Origin of the sequence: Streptomyces sp. NPDC001816 (assembly GCF_042892235.1) — a bacterium.
Classification (GTDB): Bacteria; Actinomycetota; Actinomycetes; order Streptomycetales; family Streptomycetaceae; genus Streptomyces.
The window spans coordinates 295,884-316,039 of sequence record NZ_JBIATY010000001.1 but is presented as its reverse complement, the minus strand read 5'-3'; the positions used below and the strand labels follow the sequence as shown (position 1 = coordinate 316,039).

The 20,156-nt window shown below is 68.4% G+C and carries 11 protein-coding genes; 1 reads left to right on the top strand and 10 read right to left on the bottom strand.

Annotated features, from left to right (window positions below; genetic code table 11):
• Positions 1-43 precede the first annotated feature (43 nt).
• From ACFYZZ_RS01375 to ngcE, 9 genes are all read right to left on the bottom strand, one after another.
• Positions 44-1,567, bottom strand: a complete 1,524-nt coding sequence (locus ACFYZZ_RS01375) for an amino acid permease (RefSeq protein ID WP_389169984.1) — start codon at positions 1,565-1,567, stop codon at positions 44-46.
• A gap of 151 nt (positions 1,568-1,718) precedes the next feature.
• Entirely contained in the window at positions 1,719-3,647 is a 1,929-nt protein-coding gene (dxs, locus tag ACFYZZ_RS01370) for a 1-deoxy-D-xylulose-5-phosphate synthase (protein WP_386575678.1), read from the bottom strand.
• Between the two features lie 130 nt (positions 3,648-3,777).
• Positions 3,778-5,085, bottom strand: coding sequence for a sugar ABC transporter permease (locus tag ACFYZZ_RS01365; RefSeq protein ID WP_389169981.1), 1,308 nt, complete (start codon positions 5,083-5,085; stop codon positions 3,778-3,780).
• A complete protein-coding gene (locus ACFYZZ_RS01360; RefSeq protein WP_386575680.1) occupies positions 5,082-5,873 on the bottom strand; it encodes an ATP-binding cassette domain-containing protein in 792 nt (263 codons plus the stop codon). The genes ACFYZZ_RS01365 and ACFYZZ_RS01360 overlap by 4 nt, the downstream gene beginning before the upstream one ends.
• Before the next feature lie 212 nt (positions 5,874-6,085).
• Entirely contained in the window at positions 6,086-7,189 is a 1,104-nt protein-coding gene (locus ACFYZZ_RS01355) for a sugar ABC transporter substrate-binding protein (RefSeq protein ID WP_389171945.1), read from the bottom strand.
• 134 nt (positions 7,190-7,323) lie between these two features.
• Complete coding sequence (locus ACFYZZ_RS01350; RefSeq protein WP_389169978.1) at positions 7,324-8,535, bottom strand: ROK family transcriptional regulator; 1,212 nt, start codon at positions 8,533-8,535, stop codon at positions 7,324-7,326.
• Between the two features lie 462 nt (positions 8,536-8,997).
• The gene (locus tag ACFYZZ_RS01345; RefSeq protein WP_389169975.1) at positions 8,998-9,933 is read right to left on the bottom strand and encodes a carbohydrate ABC transporter permease; all 936 of its coding nucleotides are present in this window, start codon (positions 9,931-9,933) and stop codon (positions 8,998-9,000) included.
• 15 nt (positions 9,934-9,948) lie between these two features.
• Complete coding sequence (locus ACFYZZ_RS01340; protein WP_389169972.1) at positions 9,949-10,884, bottom strand: carbohydrate ABC transporter permease; 936 nt, start codon at positions 10,882-10,884, stop codon at positions 9,949-9,951.
• Between the two features lie 66 nt (positions 10,885-10,950).
• A complete protein-coding gene (ngcE, locus tag ACFYZZ_RS01335; RefSeq protein ID WP_389169969.1) occupies positions 10,951-12,390 on the bottom strand; it encodes an N-acetylglucosamine/diacetylchitobiose ABC transporter substrate-binding protein in 1,440 nt (479 codons plus the stop codon).
• A 341-nt stretch (positions 12,391-12,731) separates the two neighbouring features.
• Between ngcE and ACFYZZ_RS01330 the strand changes: the two genes are divergently transcribed.
• The gene (locus tag ACFYZZ_RS01330; protein WP_389169966.1) at positions 12,732-16,535 is read left to right on the top strand and encodes a GH92 family glycosyl hydrolase; all 3,804 of its coding nucleotides are present in this window, start codon (positions 12,732-12,734) and stop codon (positions 16,533-16,535) included.
• A gap of 57 nt (positions 16,536-16,592) precedes the next feature.
• On the opposite strand, the gene ACFYZZ_RS01325 is transcribed toward ACFYZZ_RS01330, so the two are convergent.
• On the bottom strand, positions 16,593-19,859 hold the full coding sequence (locus ACFYZZ_RS01325) for a GH92 family glycosyl hydrolase (RefSeq protein WP_389169964.1): 3,267 nt from the start codon (positions 19,857-19,859) through the stop codon (positions 16,593-16,595).
• Positions 19,860-20,156 lie beyond the last annotated feature (297 nt).

The following is a 20,156-nucleotide window of genomic DNA, read 5'->3' as shown; positions in this document are numbered from 1 at the left end:
TGCCGAAGCAGGACATACCGGGCCGGATCAGTGACGGGGGTGGTTACTTGTTGTCGCCCTTCGGCGGGTGCATGACCTGGTCGACGGTGGTCTCCTCGTGCCGGCCGAGGCGGCTGTGCGAGCGGCCGTAGAGGAAGTAGACGAAACAGCCGATGACCATCCAGATGGCGAATCGGAGCCAGGTCTCGGCGGGCAGGTTCAGCATCAGCCACAGGGTGGCGGCGACGGACAGGATCGGGATGAACGGCACCCACGGGGTGCGGAAGGCCCGGTGCAGGTCCGGGCGGGTGCGACGCAGGACGACCACGCCGACCGCGACGACGACGAAGGCGAACAGCGTGCCGATGTTCACCAGTTCGGCCAGCTCGCTCAGGCTGGTGAAGCCCGCGATGACGGCGATGAGCACGCCGAGCAGGATGGTCGGCCGGTGCGGGGTGCGGAAGCGCGGGTGGACGATGGAGAAGAAGCGGGGCAGCAGGCCGTCGCGGCTCATCGCGAAGAAGACCCGGGTCTGGCCGAGCAGCAGGATCATGCAGACCGTGGTCAGGCCGACGACGGCGCCGAAGCTGATCGCGCCCGCGTACCAGGGGTGGCCGTTGGCCTTGAAGGCGTCGGCGAGCGGGGCGTCGACGGACAGCCTGCTGTAGTGCTGCATGCCGGTGACGACGATGGACACCAGCACGTACAGCGCCGTGCAGATGAACAGGGAGCCGAGGATGCCGCGCGGCATGTCCCGCTGCGGGTTCTTGGTCTCCTCGGCGGCGGTGGCCACGACGTCGAAGCCGATGAAGGCGAAGAAGACCACGGAGGCGGCGGTGAAGATGCCCATCACGCCGAAGTTGGACGGCGCCCAGCCGGCGATCAGCTGGATGAGCGGCGCTTTGAGACTGCTCCCGGCCGGCACGGTCTCGGCCTTGGGGATGAACGGCTTGTAGTTGTCGCCGTTGATGAAGAAGGCACCGGCGATGATCACGATCAGGACGACCGTCACCTTGATGGCGACGACGACCTCGGTGACCCGCGCGGAAAGCTTCATGCCGATGACGAGGATGGCGGTGAGCACCAGGACCAGCGCGGCCGCGAGGATGTCGAAGCCGAAGCCCGTGGCCCCGTCCCGGCCGCCGAGGTAGTCGGGCAGGTGCAGGCCCGCGTTGTCCATCAGCGAGCGCATGTAGCCGGACCACCCGACGGCGACCACCGCCGTGCCGAGCGCGAACTCCAGGACCAGGTCCCAGCCGATGATCCAGGCGGGCAGTTCACCGATGGAGGCGTACGAGAAGGTGTACGCGGACCCGGCCACCGGGACCGTGGAGGCGAACTCCGCGTAGCACAGTGCGGCGAGGGCGCAGACGATGCCGGCCACCACGAAGCCCAGGGAGACCGCGGGACCCGCGGTCTCCTTCGCGACCTTGCCGGTGAGGACGAAGATGCCCGTGCCGATGATGACACCGACGCCGAAGACCGTCAGATCCAGCGCGGTCAGGGACTTCTTGAGCGCGTGTTCCGGCTCCTCGGTATCGAGAATGGACTGCTCGACCTTCTTCGTTCGGAAGAGGCTGCTGCTCACGGGGCTACCTCCCACACGCTCGTCGTCCTCGACATGATCGAGAGGGCTGGGGATGCGTATGCCCCGGCACAGGCAGATTCACGCAAAAGGGCCGGCTCCGCCACCTGAGAAGGGGGCGAAACCGGCCATACGGGGGCTTTCCCGAAATTGCCTAGTCGCGCGCGGGTTCCACGGAGTCGACCTCGTCGGCCGTGCGGTCGAACCGGCCGTCCAGCTTGGCGACCAGCCCGGTGACCTGGCGGGCGATGTCGGGCGCGGTCAGCCCGATCTCGGCCATGACCTCCGCGCGGGAGGCGTGGTCGAGGAAGCGCGGCGGGATGCCGAAGTCACGCAGCGGCACGTCCACGCCTGCGTCCCTGAGGGCCTGGGCGATCGCGGAGCCGACACCGCCGACGCGGCTGTTGTCCTCGACGGTGACGACGACCCGGTGCCGCTCGGCGAGCGGGGCCATCGCCTCGTCGACGGGCTTGACCCAGCGCGGGTCGACGACGGTGGTGGAGATGCCCTGCTTGTCGAGCAGGCCGGCGATCTCCAGGCACATCGGGGCGAGGGCGCCCACGGAGACCAGGAGCACGTCCGGGCGTTCGGTGCCCGGCTCGCGCAGCACGTCCATGCCGCCGACCCGGCCCACGGCCGGTACGGCGGGGCCCACGGCGCCCTTGGAGAAGCGCACCACGGTCGGCGCGTCCTCGACGGCGACGGCCTCGCGCAGCTGCGCCCGCACCTGGTCGGCGTCGCGCGGGGCGGCCAGCCGGAGCCCCGGCACGACCTGGAGGATCGACATGTCCCACATGCCGTTGTGGGAGGCGCCGTCGGTGCCGGTGACGCCGGCCCGGTCCAGCACGAAGGTCACCCCGCACTTGTGCAGGGCCACGTCCATCAGGACCTGGTCGAAGGCGCGGTTGAGGAAGGTGGCGTAGACGGCGAACACCGGGTGCACACCGGCGTGGGCCAGGCCGGCCGCGGAGACGGCGCCGTGCTGCTCGGCGATCCCGACGTCGTACACGCGATCGGGGAAGCGCTTGGCGAACCGGTCCAGGCCGACCGGCTGGAGCATGGCCGCGGTGATGGCGACGATGTCCTCGCGCTCCTCACCGAGCCTGACCATCTCCTCGCCGAACACGGAGGTCCAGTCGGCGCCGGAGGACGCGATCGGCAGGCCGGTGTCCGGGTGGATCTTGCCGACGGCGTGGAAGCGGTCGGCCTCGTCCTGGAGGGCGGGCTGGTAGCCGCGGCCCTTCTCGGTCAGGCAGTGCACGATGACCGGCCCGCCGAACCGCTTGGCCCGCGCCAGCGCGGACTCCAGCGCCTCGATGTCGTGGCCGTCGATGGGACCGACGTACTTCAGACCCAGGTCCTCGAACATGCCCTGCGGGGCGATGAAGTCCTTCAGCCCCTTCTTGGCGCCGTGCAGGGTCTCGTACAGCGGCTTTCCGACGACCGGGGTGCGGTCGAGGATGTCCTTCGTCCGGGCCAGGAAGCGCTCGTAGCCGTCGGTCGTGCGCAGGGTCGCCAGGTGGTTGGCGAGGCCGCCGATGGTCGGGGCGTAGGAGCGCTCGTTGTCGTTGACGACGATGACGAGCGGGCGGTCCTTGGCCTCGGCGATGTTGTTCAGCGCCTCCCAGGCCATGCCGCCGGTCAGCGCACCGTCACCGATCACGGCGACGACGTGGCTGTCCCGCTTCTTCAGCTGGTTGGCCTTGGCGATGCCGTCGGCCCAGCCGAGCACGGTGGACGCGTGGCTGTTCTCGATGACGTCGTGCTCGGACTCGGCCTGCGCGGGGTAACCGGACAGACCGCCCTTCATCTTCAGCCGGGAGAAGTCCTGCCGGCCGGTGAGCAGCTTGTGCACGTAGGACTGGTGGCCCGTGTCCCACAGCACCTTGTCCTTCGGGGACTCGAAGACGCGGTGCAGGGCGATGGTGAGCTCGACCACGCCCAGGTTGGGGCCGAGGTGGCCGCCTGTCTTGGAGACGGCGTCGACGAGGAAGGTCCGGATCTCCCCTGCCAGCTGGTCCAGCTCCTCCAGGCTGAGCCGGTCCAGATCGCGCGGTCCCCTGATGCGGGTCAGCAGCGGCACCCGTGCCTCCTTGCAAGTAGAGCTGATCGAGCTGTTGCCGGGCTTGACGAGTCTAATGTTCCGGCTTTGCGGGACACGACAGTGCCCGGCACCTTTGAGGCACCGGGCAACTGTCCAACCCTGAGGGGCGCTACGCGCGACCCGCGGTCTTCTGCGTCTTCCGGGTGATGGAGTCGATGACCACGGTGGTCAGCAGCACCGCGGCGGTGATCATGTACTTCACCGGCTCCGCGATGGACTCCAGCTGGAGACCGTACTGGATCGACACGATCACCAGCACACCGAGCAGGGCGTTCCAGGTACGACCCCGGCCGCCGAAGAGCGACGTACCACCGATGACGGCCGCGGCGATCGCGTTCATCAGCAGGTCGCCCGTACCGGCGCTCTGGTTGGCGGAGGCGATCTTCGAGGCCAGGAAGAGGCCACCGATCGCCGCGAACCCACCGGAGATCGCGAACACGGAGATCCGCACCGCGGTGACGTTGATACCCGCACGCCGTGAGGCCTCGACGCTGCCACCGAGCGCGAAGATCTTGCGACCGTAGGCGGTGCGCCGCAGGACGAAGTCGGTGGCGACCAGGAACGCGAGGAAGATCACGGTGGCCAGCGGCAGGCCCTTGTACTGGTTGTACATGTAGGCGCCGGCGAAGGAGACCACGGCCAGCAGGACCGTGCGCAGGACCGTGTCGCTGAGCGGCCGGGACGGGACGCCCGCGGCCTCCCGGCGGCGGTTGCCCAGGAAGGAGCTGACGAAGAACAGCCCCACCACGACGACCGCGAGCCCGTAGGCGGCGGCCACGTCCGTGAAGGTGTACGTGGTCAGCTTGCCGATCAGACCGTCGCTGTCGAGGTTGATCGTTCCGTCCTCGCCCAGCACCTTGAGCATGAAGCCGAGCCAGAACAGCAGACCGGCCAGGGTCACGGCGAAGGCGGGCGCGCCGAGCACCGCGAAGAAGAAGCCGTGCAGCGAGCCGATGGCGGCACCGACGGCGATGGCGACGAGCACGGCGAGCCACTCGGGCCAGCCCTGGTTGACCGTGAGGACGGCCGCGAGGGCGCTGGCCGCGCCGCTGACCGAGCCGACCGACAGGTCGATCTCACCGAGCAGCAGCACGAAGACGATGCCCACGGAGATCATGCCCGTGCCGACCATCGTGACCGTGATGTTGCTGATGTTCTGCGCCGAGAGGAACTCGGAGTTCAGCACCTGGAAGATGATGCAGATGATCGCGAGGCCCAGGACGACCGGGAGGGAACCCAGCTCACCGGCCTTCATCTTGCGCTTGAACTCGGTCCAGTAGCCGAGCAGACCCTGCTCGCGCACCAGCAGGCGCGGGTCGACCGCGGTGACCGCGGCGGCCGCGGCCTCGGGGTTCACGACGTCCTTGGGGGCCTCGGGAGCCTCGTCGACGTTCGCGGAAGTCTTGTCGATGCTCACTTGGAAACCTCCCCGGACGTGCGCGCCGCACGGCGGGTCACGGCGTTGTCGGTGGCGCCGGTGATGGCGGAGATGATCTCCTCCTGCGAGGTCGACTTGACCTCGAAGACGCCGTTGTTGCGGCCGAGGCGCAGCACGGCGACCTTGTCGGCCACCGCCTTCACGTCCGCCATGTTGTGGCTGATGAGGATGACGGCGTGACCGCGCTCACGCAGACGCTCCACGAGGTCGAGGACCTGGGCGGTCTGCTCGACACCGAGGGCGGCGGTGGGCTCGTCCAGGATGACCAGCTTGGGGTCGCCGAGCATCGAACGGGCGATGGCCACGGTCTGGCGCTGACCGCCGGAGAGCGAGGCGATCGGGATGCGGACGCTCGGGATGCGGATCGACAGCGTGGTGAGCAGCTCGCGCGAGCGGCGCTCCATCTCGACCTCGTCGAGGACGCCCCACTTCCGCAGCTCGCGGCCGAGGAACAGGTTGCCGACGACGTCGATGTTGTCGCACAGCGCGAGGTCCTGGTACACCGTCGCGATGCCCAGGGCCTGGGCGTCGTGCGGCCTGCTGATCGAAACAGCCTTGCCGTCCCATTCGATGACGCCCTCATCGATGGGGTGCACGCCGGCGATCGTCTTGACCAGCGTGGACTTTCCGGCACCGTTGTCGCCCACGAGGGCGACCACCTCACCGGCGTGGATCTCAAGCTCTACGTCGGTGAGCGCCTGAACGGCACCGAACCGCTTGGAGACCCCGCGCAACGCCAGCACGGGCGTAGCGGACACGTGAACCATCTCCTTCGCCGCCTGACCCGGCGGGAGGTTGTGCAGAAATCTGGGTGGGTGGGTTGGGAGCAACCCTGCGGGAGTTCCGTCCGGCGCCCCGCGCCGAGCTTGCGGGGCTGTCTGATGCGCGGGGCACCGGAGGAGCCTTGGGCAGTCCGTCCGGTCCCGGACGGGCGTTCGGGGTGCGAATGCCCGTGACCGGGAGGGGACTTGGGGACTGCTTAGTTGATGCCGAGCTTGGTGCAGTCGGCCTTGTACTTGCCCGTGCAGATGTCGGCGGCCGTGTAGACGCCGTCCTTGATGACGGTGTCCTTGATGTTGTCCTTGGTCAGCGAGGTGACCGGGACCAGGACCGACGGGACGTCCTTGGCGGAGCCGGAGGAGACCTTGTCCTTGGCGACCGCGTCGAGCGACTTGCCCTGGGCGAGCGCGACGGCCATCTCGGCGGCGGCGTCGGCCTCGGGGGCGTACGGCTTGTAGACGCTCATGTACTGCTCACCGGCGACGATGCGCTGCACACCGGCCAGCTCGGCGTCCTGGCCGGTGACCGGGACGGAGAGGCCCGCGGCCTTCAGGGCGGTGATGATACCGCCGGCCATGCCGTCGTTCGCGGAGTAGACACCCGCGATCTTGCCCTTGCCGACCGCGGAGATCGCCGACTCCATCTCGGAGTTGGCGTTGTCCGGCGACCACTCCTTGGTGTCGTACTCCTTGGCGATGGTGACCTTGCCGTCGAGGACGGAGTGCGCGCCCTTCTTGAACATGGCGGCGTTCGGGTCGGTCACCGAGCCGTTGACCATGACGATCTTGGAGGACTTGGTGGCCTTGCTGCCCAGCGCCTTCAGCAGGGCCGAGCCCTGGGTCTTGCCGACCTCCTCGTTGTCGAACGAGGTGTAGGCGCTGATCGGGCCCTCGGCGAGGCGGTCGTACGCGACGACCTTGATGCCGGCGTCCACGGCCTTCTGGACGGAGTTCTGGATCGCCTTGGCGTCCACCGCGTCCAGGATCAGGACGTCCACCTTGTTGGTGACCATGGTGTCGACCTGCTGCGCCTGCAGGTTCGCGTCCTGGCGGGCGTTGTTGTACTGGAACTCCGCCTTGCCGTTCGTCAGCTCCTTGATCTTCTTCTCGATCAGCGGCTTGTCGAACTTCTCGTAGCGGGCGGTCTTGTTCTCCGGAAGCAGGAGACCGACCTTGATGTTGTCGCCCTTCTTGGCGGACGCCGAGGAAGAGCTGTCGCTGCCCTTGGACTCCTTGGCGCTGCCACAGGCGGCCAGCGAGACGGCCATGGCACCAGCAGCAACGGCGAAGGCCGCACGACGCATACGCATGTTCACTCTTTGAAACCTCCCTGACGAGGCCGCGTCGTTGCGGCCGAGGTGGCTGGAAGTCAACTCGGCCACACGTGCGACGTCAAGAAGTAAATCCTTAACGAGATGGCAACGGTGCCATCCGTTCTCTAAGTGAAGGCAGGCGTGGCCGCGGACAGCGAGCCGACCGCAGAACCGTCCAGAAGGGTCGAATCGCCCATCTCGCTGAGCGCGAGAGCGAGCGCTCCGAGCACCTCCGCACGGCCCCCAAGTGCCCCCGGGAGAACGGACAGTTGGCGCGCCGCACTGGGGATGGCATAGCGGCCGACAGACTCCCTGATGGGCCCGAGAACGAGTTCTCCGGCCTCGGCGAGATCACCGCCGAGGACCACCCGGCTCGGGTTCAGAAGGTTGCAGAGATTGGCCACTCCACTGCCGATGTGGCGGCCGACGTCGGCGATCACCCGACGACAGCCCGGGTCTCCGTCCCTGGCCAGCCGTACGACGCCTTCCATGGTCAGATCGGTGCCGTGACTGGACTGGAGCAGCGGGAGCACGTACCGCGCGGCCGCGAAGGTCTCCAGGCAGCCGCGGTTGCCGCAGCGGCAGACCGGGCCGGATTCATCGAGTGTAATATGTCCGATTTCACCGGCGGTGCCACCCGGGCCGCGATAGATCTTCCCGTTGATCACCAGGCCGGCGCCGACACCGCTCGCGACCTTGATGTAGGCAAGATCACGCACGCCCTTGCCGCTGCCCCAGACCAACTCGCCCAGGGCGCCGAGGTTGGCGTCGTTGTCCACGTGCACGGGCACGCCGAGGCGCTCGCGCATCTCCTCGGCGGGCTTGGTGCCGCCCCAGCCGGGCAGGATCGCGGTGGACCCCAGGGTCCCCGACTCGACGTCGATCGGGCCGGGCACGCCGAGCCCCACTCCGGCCACCTTGGACCGGTCCACGCCGGTTGCCGCGATCAGGCGGTTGACCAGCTCTTCCGCCCGGTCGAAGCCCTGGGTGGCGGAGGCGTCGACGTCCAGCGGCTCGGACTCCTCGGCCAGCACCTGGTGCGCGAGGTTCCCGATCGCGACGCGCAGGTGCGTGTGCCCGAAGTCGACGCCGATCACGATGCCGGCGTCCCCGCTCAGCGACACGCTGCGGGCCCGTCGCCCGCCTGCCGACGTGGGCGTGACCTCGACCGTCCCGCCGTCCTTCAGCTCCCGCACGATGTTGGAGACCGTCGCGGCGGACAGGCCGGTCGTCCGTGCGATCTCCGCCTGCGTGAGCGACCCGGCCAGCCGCACTGCCCGTACGACTCGTTCCAGGTTGGCTCGGTGCAGCGACGACTGCGACCCCGGAGTCTCCATCGACCCATCCACTCCCGCCATCGGCCGGGCGGCTCCTGGTGCCGCCCGTGGCCCAGGTCACATCTGCGGAACCGGGCCACTTACAAGTTATGAACTCCAAGCTCGGCTGTATGGGTTACCGCAGTCAAGTACTTGACGGAAATCGCTGTCACTTCCGTGGTCCGCCCCGGACACCTCACGGACACGTGAATGCCACCCTGAGCAGGGCGGAAGACCACCTGCACGGGGCTACGGAACAGGGTGCGAGGCACACCACTCGGACGCCTCAAGAGAATCGACAGGTCGTTCGGCCGTAGAATCCGGGGACGGTCCGTGACCGTGCCGTGACCGAAGCCGGTCGGACCCCGGGCGAGTCGCGACTGCGAAGAAACGTTGCTTTCGAGAGGTGGGCCCGGGCACATCCCGGCAGGGACTTTGCCGAGATGTGACACAGGACACCGAACTGGGACAGGTTCCTGAGCGCTACTTCAGGGTGGCCGAGGTCAGGCCCGCCTGCACCTGGCGCTGGAAGGACAGGTACACGACCAGCATGGGGATCATCGCGATCGTGACGCCCGCGAAGAGGACGGGCAGGTCGGAGGCGTACCCCTGCTGCTGTTGCAGCTGGATGAGGCCCTGGGTGAGGACGTACCGCTCCGGATCGTCGCCGCTCTGCGGCTGCATCAGGACCGTCGGCAGGATGAACTGGTTCCACTGCCCCAGCGTGTTGAAGATCCCCACGCTGATCAGGCCCGGCTTCGCCATCGGCAGCATCACCTGGAAGAAGGTCCGGGTGTGCGAGGCGCCGTCCAGGATCGCCGCCTCGAAGACCGCCGTGGGCAGGGTCCGGAAGAAGGCGTGCATGAAGAACACGGTGAACGGCATCGAGTAGGCGACGTAGACCAGGATCAGACCCTGGTAGGTGTTCAGCATGTCCAGCCGCTTGACCATGAAGAACAGCGGGACGAGGGCCAGGAACACCGGGAACATCGCGCCGGCGACGAAGAAGTAGTACAGCAGGCGGTTGCCCCAGAACTGGTACCGGGCGAGCACGTACGCGGCCATGGAGCCGAACAGCATCGTCAGCGGCACGGAGAAGACCAGCACGATGACGGTGTTGAGGAAGTAGTCGCCGATGCCCTTGTTCCAGGCTCGGCGGAAGACGTCGAGGGACCAGTTGTGCGGCCAGCCGAAGGCCGAGCCGCCGATCTGGGCGTCGGTCTTGAAGGAGCTGAACACCAGCCACAGCAGCGGCAGCACGATCAGCAGCGCCCACAGGGCGAGGAAGCCGTGCGAGAAGACGTTCAGCACGACGCCTTCGCTGCGCTGGTCGCCGGGGCGGGCCGGGATCTTGGCCACCCGCGGCTCGGCGGGCATGCCGCCGCCCTGGGGGGCGGTCTCCTTGAGGGGTGCGCTCATCGTCGTATCTCCCGCTCAGAACTCGACGCGGTCGCGGCGGGTGGCGCGCAGCATGACCACGGACAGGACCAGGGTGAGCAGCAGCATGACGACGCCCATGGCGCAGGCGTACCCGCTCTTCCCGAAGTATTGGAAGTTGCGCATCATCACCGTCGAGATGACGTCGCTGTGGTGGTCGGGGCCGCCGCCGTACGCGCCCATGCTCGCGGTCATCGAGGAGACCAGGACGAACATGTCCATCGCGACGATGCCCAGATACACCCAGGCGGTCTGCACGGTGTCCCACAGCAGCGGCAGGGTGATGCGGAAGAAGGACTGGCCCCGGCCCGCGCCGTCGATCAGGGCGGCCTCGTAGATGTCCCTCGGGACGGACTGCATGGCGGCCGAGAACAGCACCAGATAGAAGCCGACGCCGTGCCAGACCACGGCCGCCATCAGCGCCCACAGCACCATGTTCGGCTCGTTGAGCCATTCCACCGGGTTGTTGGCGTCGACCAGGCCGAGTTTGATCAGGAAACCGTTGAGCAGGCCGCCGCCGTCACTGCGGTACACCGCGTTGAACAGCACCGCGACAATCGCCAGCGACAGCACCTGAGGGAAGAAGTAGACAATTTTGTAGAACTTGGATCCGGCGACGCCTTGCACTCCGCCCGCCCTGCTGCGCCCGCCCGCGTTCACCATGAACGCGAAGAACAGGGCGAGCAGGATCGTGATCACCGGAATGAAGATCAGGAACAGGATGTTGTGCCAGATGGCCTGCATGAAGACGTCGTCCTGGAACAGTGCCTTGTAGTTGTCCAGTCCGACGAACTTGAAGGTCTGCGACTGGCCCTTCCAGTCGGTCAGCGAATAGCCGAACGTCTGGATGTACGGCCAGATCACGAAGATCAGATAAAGCGCCACGGGAACGAACAGAAATCCCGTGACGAACCTGTACTGCCCTTTGCGCATTGGCGTTCCCTGCCCTGGTGTCCTCCCCCGGGCCGGAGCGCTCCGGCCCGGGAAACGGCGTAGCGGTCAGTCCCGGTGGTTCTTTTTCGAGGACGGGTCCTTGGCCTGCTTGTCCACTGCAGCCTGGCACCGCTTCAGCCATTCCTTCGGCTGGATGCGCTTGGCCATCAGCTCGTTGGACGCGGCCTCGATGGCGGCGCCCATCTCGCTGTACCACTCGGTGTACAGGTAACGGAAGGTGTTGTCACCGGCGGCCTTGGACGCCTCGACCGTGGACTGGGTGCCCGGCCGGAGCTTGACGCCGGGGTCGACGCCGTCCCTGAGGATGGTGAGCGAGTTGGCCTCCTTGGCGAACAGCGTCGACCACTCCTTGGAGAGCATGCGCCGCATGAACTCCTTGGCCGCGGGCAGGTTCTTCGCCTTCGCCGGGATGATGAAGGGCTCGCCGGAGCCGGCCCGGATCGCCTCGAACGGCAGTTTGCTGTCGGGGAGCAGCGGCATCGGCATGAACTTCATGTCGAAGTCCGCCGGCGTCTGCTTGAGCTGCTCGTTCTCCAGCCAGGAGCCGCAGGTGATGAACGCGGCCTTGTACTGGTTCCAGCGGGTCTGGGACTCGGTGTGGGTGAGGCCGTTCGTACCGGGCATCAGCAGGCCCTTCTCGACGACCTCGTAGATCGCCTCGACACCGGCCTGTGCCGCGTCCGAGCCGACGAACGCCTTGGGGTCGAGGTTGTCGATGGCCTTCATCGCGTCCAGACCGCCCTTCTTGGCGATCATGTCCATGATGGCGACGTTGATGTAGTACGGGTACTTGCCCTGGTGGGCCAGGCCGCCGATGCCCTGCTTCTTGGCGTCCTGACAGATGGCCAGGAAGTCCGCCCAGGTCTTCGGCTCCTCCCAGCCCTTCTCCTTGAAGAGCTTGCCGGAGTACCACAGACCCCACACCGTGTAGATGTAGTTGAGGGCGACGATCTTGCCCTCCTGCATGCCCGCGTCGAGGGTGCCGGGGATGATCATGTCCCGCACCTTCTTGCTCGGGTCGTCGACCGACGGCGCGTCGAGGACCGGAGCGAGGTCCAGCAGCTGGCCGTTCTTGTACAGCACGTCGACCTTGATCTGCTGGGCACCGGAGTCGTCGACGATGTCCGGCGGGTTGCCCGCGTTGAAGCGGGGCTGGAGCTTCCCGGTGATCTCCTGAGTGCCGGTGTGGGTGGAGGTGATGCTCAGCTTCTGCTGGAAGTTCCCTTCCCACGCCTTGGCGTAGTCGTCGCCGTATCCGCCCTTGAAGATGACGACGTCGAGCTTGCCGCCCTTCTCCACGCCGAAGGGGTTCGACTTGGACGTCTTGCCCTGGTTGGTGTTGCCGTCGTTGTCGCCTCCCCCGCCGCTGGCACAGGCGGACAGCAGACCCATTCCGGGGGCCGCCACCAGACCGAGTGCGGCCGAACGCTTGATCAGGTCGCGGCGGCCGACGCCCTCGCCACCGTGGTGCGCAGTGGATCCCATGCTCAAGTCCTCGCCTTCTCCAGGACTCAGGCGGTGAACCGGATCCTCCCCGGCACCGCTGTCGGGTAGTGCAGGGTCATGCGGGAAACGCCGACAGGTATAGTCCACTTCCCGCCAGCGGAGCAAGATCGAATGCAAGGTTGGCGATGGGTCTTTTCCGAGTTGAGACCTCTCGGAAATATGAGCGACCTGTGAGTGCCGTGGCCGAAAAACCGGCGACATGGGCCCCTGAATGCCACACCCAACACCCTTGACATCAAGGGCCACTTGACCACCTACTGGTTCCTGCGCATCGAAGTTGACAACGTTGTCCAGAGCGGGTGCAGGAGGGGAATCCGTAGATGCAGCGGAGAACTCGGCACAGATACGGTCCGGCGGTCGTCCTCACGGCCGCCTTTGTCATGGCCGTCGGCGCGCAGGGCGCCGCGGTAGCCCAGCCGGCCAGGGCCGCGGCAGCCGACCAGGAGTTCGCATCCTCGTTCGAGCCCGGTGACCCGGCGCCGGACTGGCTGAACACCGTCGACACGACGCCGGACGGAAGCAAGCGCTCCGCGGGCGTGGACGGCGGCTACAGCACGGGCATTCCGGGCAATGTCACCGACCATGTGACCGAGGTCCGGGCCGGCGGCGAGAACGAGGGCGCGGGCGAGGTGAAGGAGAACCTCGTCGACGGCGAGCCCGGCACCAAGTGGCTGACCTTCCAGCCCACCGGCTGGGTCGAGTTCGACCTGGACAAGCCCATCAAGCTGGTGACGTACGCGCTCACCTCCGCCAACGACTTCGACGAGCGCGACCCGAAGGACTGGACGCTCAGGGGCTCGACGGACGGCAGGGACTGGAAGACGATCGACACCCGCTCCGGCGAGTCCTTCTCGGAGCGCTTCCAGACGAAGTCGTACGACCTGGCCGAGCCGGGCGAGTACCAGTTCTTCCGGCTGGACGTGACGAAGAACAACGGCTCCTCGGACATCCTGCAGCTCGCCGACATGCAGTTCTCGACCGGCGGCGGGGGCGGCCCGGTGCCGCAGGACATGCTGTCGCTGGTCGACAAGGGCCCGAGCGGCTCGCCCACGGCCAAGGCCCGGGCCGGCTTCACCGGCAAACGGGCCCTGCGCTACGCCGGGCGGCACACGGCGGCCGGCCGGGCGTACTCGTACAACAAGGTCTTCGACGTGAACGTGAAGGTCGGCGCCGACACACAGCTGTCGTACCGCATCTTCCCGTCGATGGCCGACGGCGACCGCGACTACGACGCCACGAACGTCTCCGTGGACCTGGCCTTCACCGACGGCACCTATCTGAGCGACCTGGGCGCGCGGGACCAGCACGGCTTCCAGCTGTCGCCGCGCGGGCAGGGCACGGCGAAGGCGCTCTACGTCAACCAGTGGAACAACGTGCTCTCGCGGATCGGCTCAGTGGCGGCCGGCAGGACGGTCGACCGGGTCCTGGTGGCCTACGACTCCCCGGGCGGCCCGGCGAAGTTCCGGGGCTGGATAGACGACCTGGCGCTCAGGCCGGTGGCTCCCGAGAAGCCGAAGGCACATCTGTCGGACTACGCGCTGACCACGCGTGGCACCAACTCCAGCGGCAGCTTCTCGCGCGGAAACGACTTCCCGGCCACGGCCCTTCCGCACGGCTTCAACTTCTGGACGCCGGTGACCAACGCGTCTTCGCTGAGCTGGCTGTACGAGTACGCACGTGCGAACAACGACGACAACCTGCCGACGATCCAGGCCTTCAGCGCGAGCCATGAACCGAGCCCGTGGATGGGCGACCGGCAGACCTTCCAGCTGATGCCGTCCGCCGTGCCCGGCACCCCGGACACCGGCCGTGAGACACGGGAGCTGGCCTTCCGGCACGAGAACGAGACCGCGCGGCCCTACTACTACGGCGTCAGGTTCGAGAACGGCCTGAAGGCGGAGATAACGCCGACCGACCACGCGGCCGCGCTGCGCTTCACCTACCCGGGCGACGACGCGAGCGTGCTGTTCGACAACGTCACCGAGCAGGCGGGCCTGACCCTGGACAAGGAACACGGGATCGTCACCGGCTACTCGGACGTGAAGTCGGGCCTCTCCACGGGCGCCACCCGGCTGTTCGTGTACGGCGTGTTCGACAAGCCGGTGACGGACGGCTCCGCCACCGGGGTCAGGGGCTATCTGCGCTTCGACGCGGGCGCCGACCGCACGGTCACCCTGCGCCTGGCCACCTCCCTGATCAGCGTCGACCAGGCGAAGGACAACCTGCGCCAGGAGATCCCGGACGGCACGTCCTTCGACACGGTGAAGAAGCAGGCCCAGCGAGCCTGGGACGGGCTGCTCGGCAAGGTCGAGGTGGAGGGCGCGACCCCGGACCAGCTGACCACGCTGTACTCCAGCATGTACCGGCTGTACCTGTACCCGAACTCCGGCTTCGAGAAGGTCGGCGGCAAGGACCAGTACGCCTCGCCCTTCTCCCCCATGCCGGGTCCGGACACCCCGACGCACACCGGCGCGAAGATCGTCGACGGCAAGGTGTACGTCAACAACGGCTTCTGGGACACCTACCGGACCACCTGGCCGGCGTACTCCTTCCTGACGCCGTCCCAGGCGGGCGAGATGGTGGACGGGTTCGTGCAGCAGTACAAGGACGGCGGCTGGACCTCCCGCTGGTCCTCCCCCGGTTACGCCGACCTGATGACCGGCACCTCCTCGGACGTGGCGTTCGCCGACGCGTACGTCAAGGGCGTGGACTTCGACGCGAAGGCGGCGTACGACGCGGCGGTCAAGAACGCGACGGTCGTTCCGCCGTCCTCGGGCGTGGGCCGCAAGGGCATGAGCACCTCGCCGTTCCTCGGCTACACCAGCACCGACACGCACGAGGGCCTGTCGTGGGCGATGGAGGGCTACGTCAACGACTACGGCATCGCGAAGATGGGCGAGGCCCTCTACAAGAAGACGGGCGAGAACCGCTACCAGGAGGAGTCGCAGTACTTCCTCAACCGCGCCCGTGACTACGTGAACCTCTTCGACCCCAAGGCGGGCTTCTTCCAGGGCCGGGACGCCAAGGGGGCCTGGCGCGTGGACTCCGCGAAGTACGACCCGCGCGTGTGGGGCTACGACTACACGGAGACCAACGGCTGGGGCTACGCCTTCACCGCCCCGCAGGACAGCCGGGGCCTGGCCAACCTGTACGGCGGCCGCACCGGCCTCGCGGAGAAGCTCGACGCCTATTTCGGCACCCCGGAGACCGCCTCGCCGGACTTCGTCGGCTCCTACGGCGGTGTCATCCACGAGATGACCGAGGCCCGGGACGTCCGGATGGGCATGTACGGCCACTCCAACCAGGTCGCGCACCACGTGATCTACATGTACGACGCGGCCGCCGAGCCCTGGAAGGCGCAAGCGAACGTCCGCGAGGCGCTGTCCCGCCTGTACACCGGCAGCGAGATCGGGCAGGGCTACCACGGCGACGAGGACAACGGCGAGCAGTCGGCCTGGTACCTCTTCTCCTCGCTGGGCTTCTACCCGCTGGTCATGGGCAGCGGCGAGTACGCCATCGGCTCCCCGCTGTTCACGAAGGCGACCGTGCACCTGGAGAACGGCCGGGACCTGGTGATCAAGGCGCCGCGCAACAGCGCGCGGAACGTGTACGTGCAGGGTCTGAAGGTCAACGGCCGCCCCTGGACGTCGACTTCGCTCCCCCACTCGCTGCTGGCCAAGGGCGGGGTACTGGAGTTCTTCATGGGGTCCAAACCCTCGACCTGGGGCACGGGCAAGAACGCGGCACCGGTGTCCATCACCCAGGACGACAAGGTGCCGACGCCCCGCGCGGACGTGCTGTCGGGTGACGGCGCCCTGTTCGACAACACGTCGGCGACGAGCGCCACGGTCACCTCGGTGGACCTGCCGGCGGGCGCCGCCACCCGGGCCGTCCAGTACACCCTGACCTCGTCGGCCGACCACACCAAGGCGCCGACCGGCTGGACCCTGCAGGGTTCCACGGACGGCACGACCTGGAAGACCCTGGACCACCGCTCCGGCGAGTCGTTCACCTGGGACCGCCAGACCCGGGCGTTCACCGTCGCCGCGCCGGGCTCGTACGCGAAGTACCGCCTGGTCCTCGACGGCGAGTCGACGCTGGCGGAGGTGGAGCTGCTGGCCTGACCACGGCACACAGGAGGGGGCGGGCCCGCTCGGGTCCGCCCCCTGTCGTGTGTGCGCTCAGCCGGTGGCGAGGGTGAACACGTGCAGGTCCGTGTTCTCAGGGAGCCGGACGCTCCTCACGGTCTTGCCGGCCGGTGCCGCGAATGGCTTGGTGGCGAAGACGTACGTCGCCACCGGATCCTTGTCGGCGCCCGCGACGTTGCGGTACGCGGTCTTGGCGACGACCTCGTTGCCGTACTGGACGGTGCCGCCTCCGCCGCCGACGGTCCAGTCGGTGAAGGAGAGGTCGACGGTGTCGGTGGTGCCGTCGGTGTAGGTGACGGTCGCCTTGGTCTGCTGGTTGCCGTTGACCGCGCTGCCGATGAAGGACAACCGGGTTGCGGGCTTGGCGAGTTCGATGGTCTGACCGGTGGCCGAGGCGTTGTCGGGGCGGGCCGCGGGCGAGTTCGGCCAGGTGAAGGTCAGGCCGGCGGCCGTGCCCTGCCCGCCCGGGGTGAGGCCGGCCGCGGCGAGGGCCTGGCGGGAGTAGCTCCAGCCGCCGCCGTCGTAGTCGGCCTCGTCGTGCTCGCCCTCGTCGTCGGAGACGCCGGTGTTGTTGTAGGCGGCGAGCAGGGTGCCCGGTGCGGCCACGGTGAGGGAGACCGGCTGCTCGTAGGAGGTGTCGCCGGAGGTCACCGTGACCTTCACGGCGTAGAAGCCCTGGGTGGCGTCCGCGGCCGCGGTGAGGGTGATCTCCTGGGAGCCGTCGGTGACCGTGCCCTCGGCGGGCGTGGCGGTGACACCGGAGGGGGTTTCGACCCGGAAGCGCACCTCCGGCCCGGTGCCGCCGCCGAGCGCGAGGGCCCGGATGCCGATCTTCGTGCGGTCACCGGGTGCGACCGTGGCGGCGGTGGGGCCGACGCCGATCTGGTACGGCTGCTCGCCCTCCCGGAAGGACGGCGGCGGGGAGGCCTCGCCCCAGGTGCGGTTCGCCGTGGTGGAGAGGGTGTAGTCGAGGCGGCCGCCGTCGCGCACGAAGGAGGCGGGCAGCCAAGGCCGGTCGCCGGAGCGCCCATTGACCTTCAGGGACTGGATGTACGGCGCGTCGGCCGCCGCCCCGCTCGCGTGCACGGAGATGTCGTTGCCCTGCGGGCGGTCGATCTCGATGCGCTCGAACAGCGGTGAGGCGAGGACGAGTTCGGCCCGCGAGGGCACCTGCGGGTACATGCCGAGCGCGGAGAAGACGTACCAGGACGACATCGCGCCCAGGTCGTCGTTGCCGGGGATGCCGCCGGGCTCGGTCGACCAGAGCTGCCGCATCGCCGCGCGGACGGTCTCCTGCGTCTTGTAGGGGGCGCCCGCGTAGTCGTACAGGTAGGGCACGTTGACGGACGGCTCGTTGTCCAGCTCGGACTTGGTGCCGCCCTGGCCGGTGAAGGCCCAGCCGCCGTCGCCGGTGTGGAAGAAGTCGTCGAGCCGGGCCAGCGCCTTGTCGGTGCCGCCCATCGCCGCGAACAGGCCCGCCGGGTCGTGCTGGACCATCCAGGTGTACTGGGCGGCCGTGCCCTCCACGAAGCCGTTGCCGGTGTCGGGGGTGAAGCCGGTGACCCAGCTGCCGTCGGCCTTGCGGTTGGCGGCGTAGCCGCCGCTCCGGTCGGCCGCGATGTTGAAGTTGTTCTGCCACCACTGGGCGCGGCGGGCGAAGGCGGCCGCGGTGTCCTTCTCCCCTGCCGCCGTGGCGAGTTGGGCGAGGGAGAAGTCGGCGGTGGACATCTCCAGGGTCTCGGCGGCGCCGCCCCAGGCGTTGGAGACGCTGGGCATGTAGTGCAGCTTGAGGTACTTGTCGAGCGACGGGCGCTGGCCCACCGACAGCACCGGCTTGCCCGCCGCGGACAGGTCCTGCTGTGTGGGTACGGTCGCCGCCCGGACCAGGGAGTCCAGGGCGCCCTTGAGGTCGAAGCCGGTGCCGCCGAAGGCGTGGATGCCGGCCAGAGCGGTGGGCGACGGGTCGCCGTTCATGACATGGGTGCCGCTCGCGCCGTGCAGCCAGCGGTCCCAGATCCCGCCGTTCTGCCCGGCGAGTTCGTACAGCGACTGGGCGATGTCGGAGCCGGTGCGCGGGTCGAGGAGGGTGAGCAGCTGCACCTGGTCGCGGTAGACGTCCCAGCCGGAGAAGGTGCCGTACTGCGCGTGATGGCGGCGGTCGACGGTGTGCGGCCGGCCGTCCGCACCACGGTATCTGCGGTCGGCGTCGCTGATGACGTTCGGATGCAGCAGGGAGTGGTACAGCGCCGTGTAGAAGGTGGTGCGTTCGGCGTCGGTCCCGCCGCCGACCCGGACCGCGTCCAGCCGGTCGCGCCAGGCCCGCCGCGCCGCGTCCGCGACGGCGTCGAAGGAGCGGCCCGGCGGGTTCTCCGCGGCGAGGTTCGCCTCGGCGCCCGCCTGGCTGACGTAGGAGATGCCGACCTTGACGTTCACCGAGCCGGTGCCGGGCGCGAACTGCACATACGCCCCTGCGCCCTTGCCCGCGACCGGCCGGCCTCCGTGCGAGAAGCCGCCCGTGCCGCCGGATGCCTGCCGGGAGCCGGGGCTCAGCTTGTCGTCCTGCCAGGTGCCGGTGGCCGTGAAGGCCCGGTCGAAGCGGGCGGTGAAGTACAGGGTGTAGTAGGAGCGTTGGCCCTCGGGGTCGAGGTAGCCGCAGAAGTTCCCGGAGGTGACGGAGCCGGAGACGGTGCGGGTCGCCGGGTCGACGGTGATCGTCGAGTCCGCCGAGCCGACCTCGGAGTTGGCGGTGCGCACGAGCAGCGAGGCGGGCTTGTCCGCCGGGTAGGTGAAGCGGGCGGAGCCGGTGCGGGTGGTCGCGGTGAGGTCGGCGGTGACGCCGGAGGCGAGGCCCACCTTGTAGTGGCCGGGCTCGGCGGTCTCGTCGGAGTGGCGGAAGTCCGCTGCGTAGACGGCGTCCTTGGTGTCGCTCGCCGGGGAGGAGGTGACCTCGCCCGCGTACGGGAAGAGCGGGATGTCGCCACTGCCGCCAGCGCAGCCGGTGCCGGACATGTGGGTCAGGCTGAAGCCGCGGGTGCGGGTGGCGTCGTACTGGTAACCGCCGGGCGCGGCGGTGCGGGTGGCGTCGCCTCTGGTGTTCTCCGGACTGAAGGAGAACATGCCGAACGGCATGACAGCGCCCGGGAAGACGTTGCCGCCGTTCCTGGTGCCGATCAGCGGATCGACGTACGGGGTCGGGTCGTTGACGAGGCCGGGGGGAGCTGCGGTCGCCGCGAGGGCGGGGGTGGCACCGCCGGTCGCGAGCACCGCGGCCAGCAGCAGGGACGTGGGACGGAATCGCATGGCGCGGCCCTTCCTCCTGAAGGACGGTCGCGCACCACAGGTCGCACAAGCCGCAGGGACAGTAACGTGCGCCACCGGAAACACGGAAGACCGCGTACGCTCCGGCCGGCGCGCGCCTGGATCACCCGGTCGGGCTACCTCAAGTACCTTGACATCGTTGTCGGTTGAGGCGGTAGAGTCATGTACAGACCATACGACAACGTTGTCGCGCCCCACACGGTCGAGGCCCGCCCACGGCCTCACCACCACAAGCCAGCACCACCCGGGCAGGGCCTCACCCCCCTCGCCTGCCCGGCT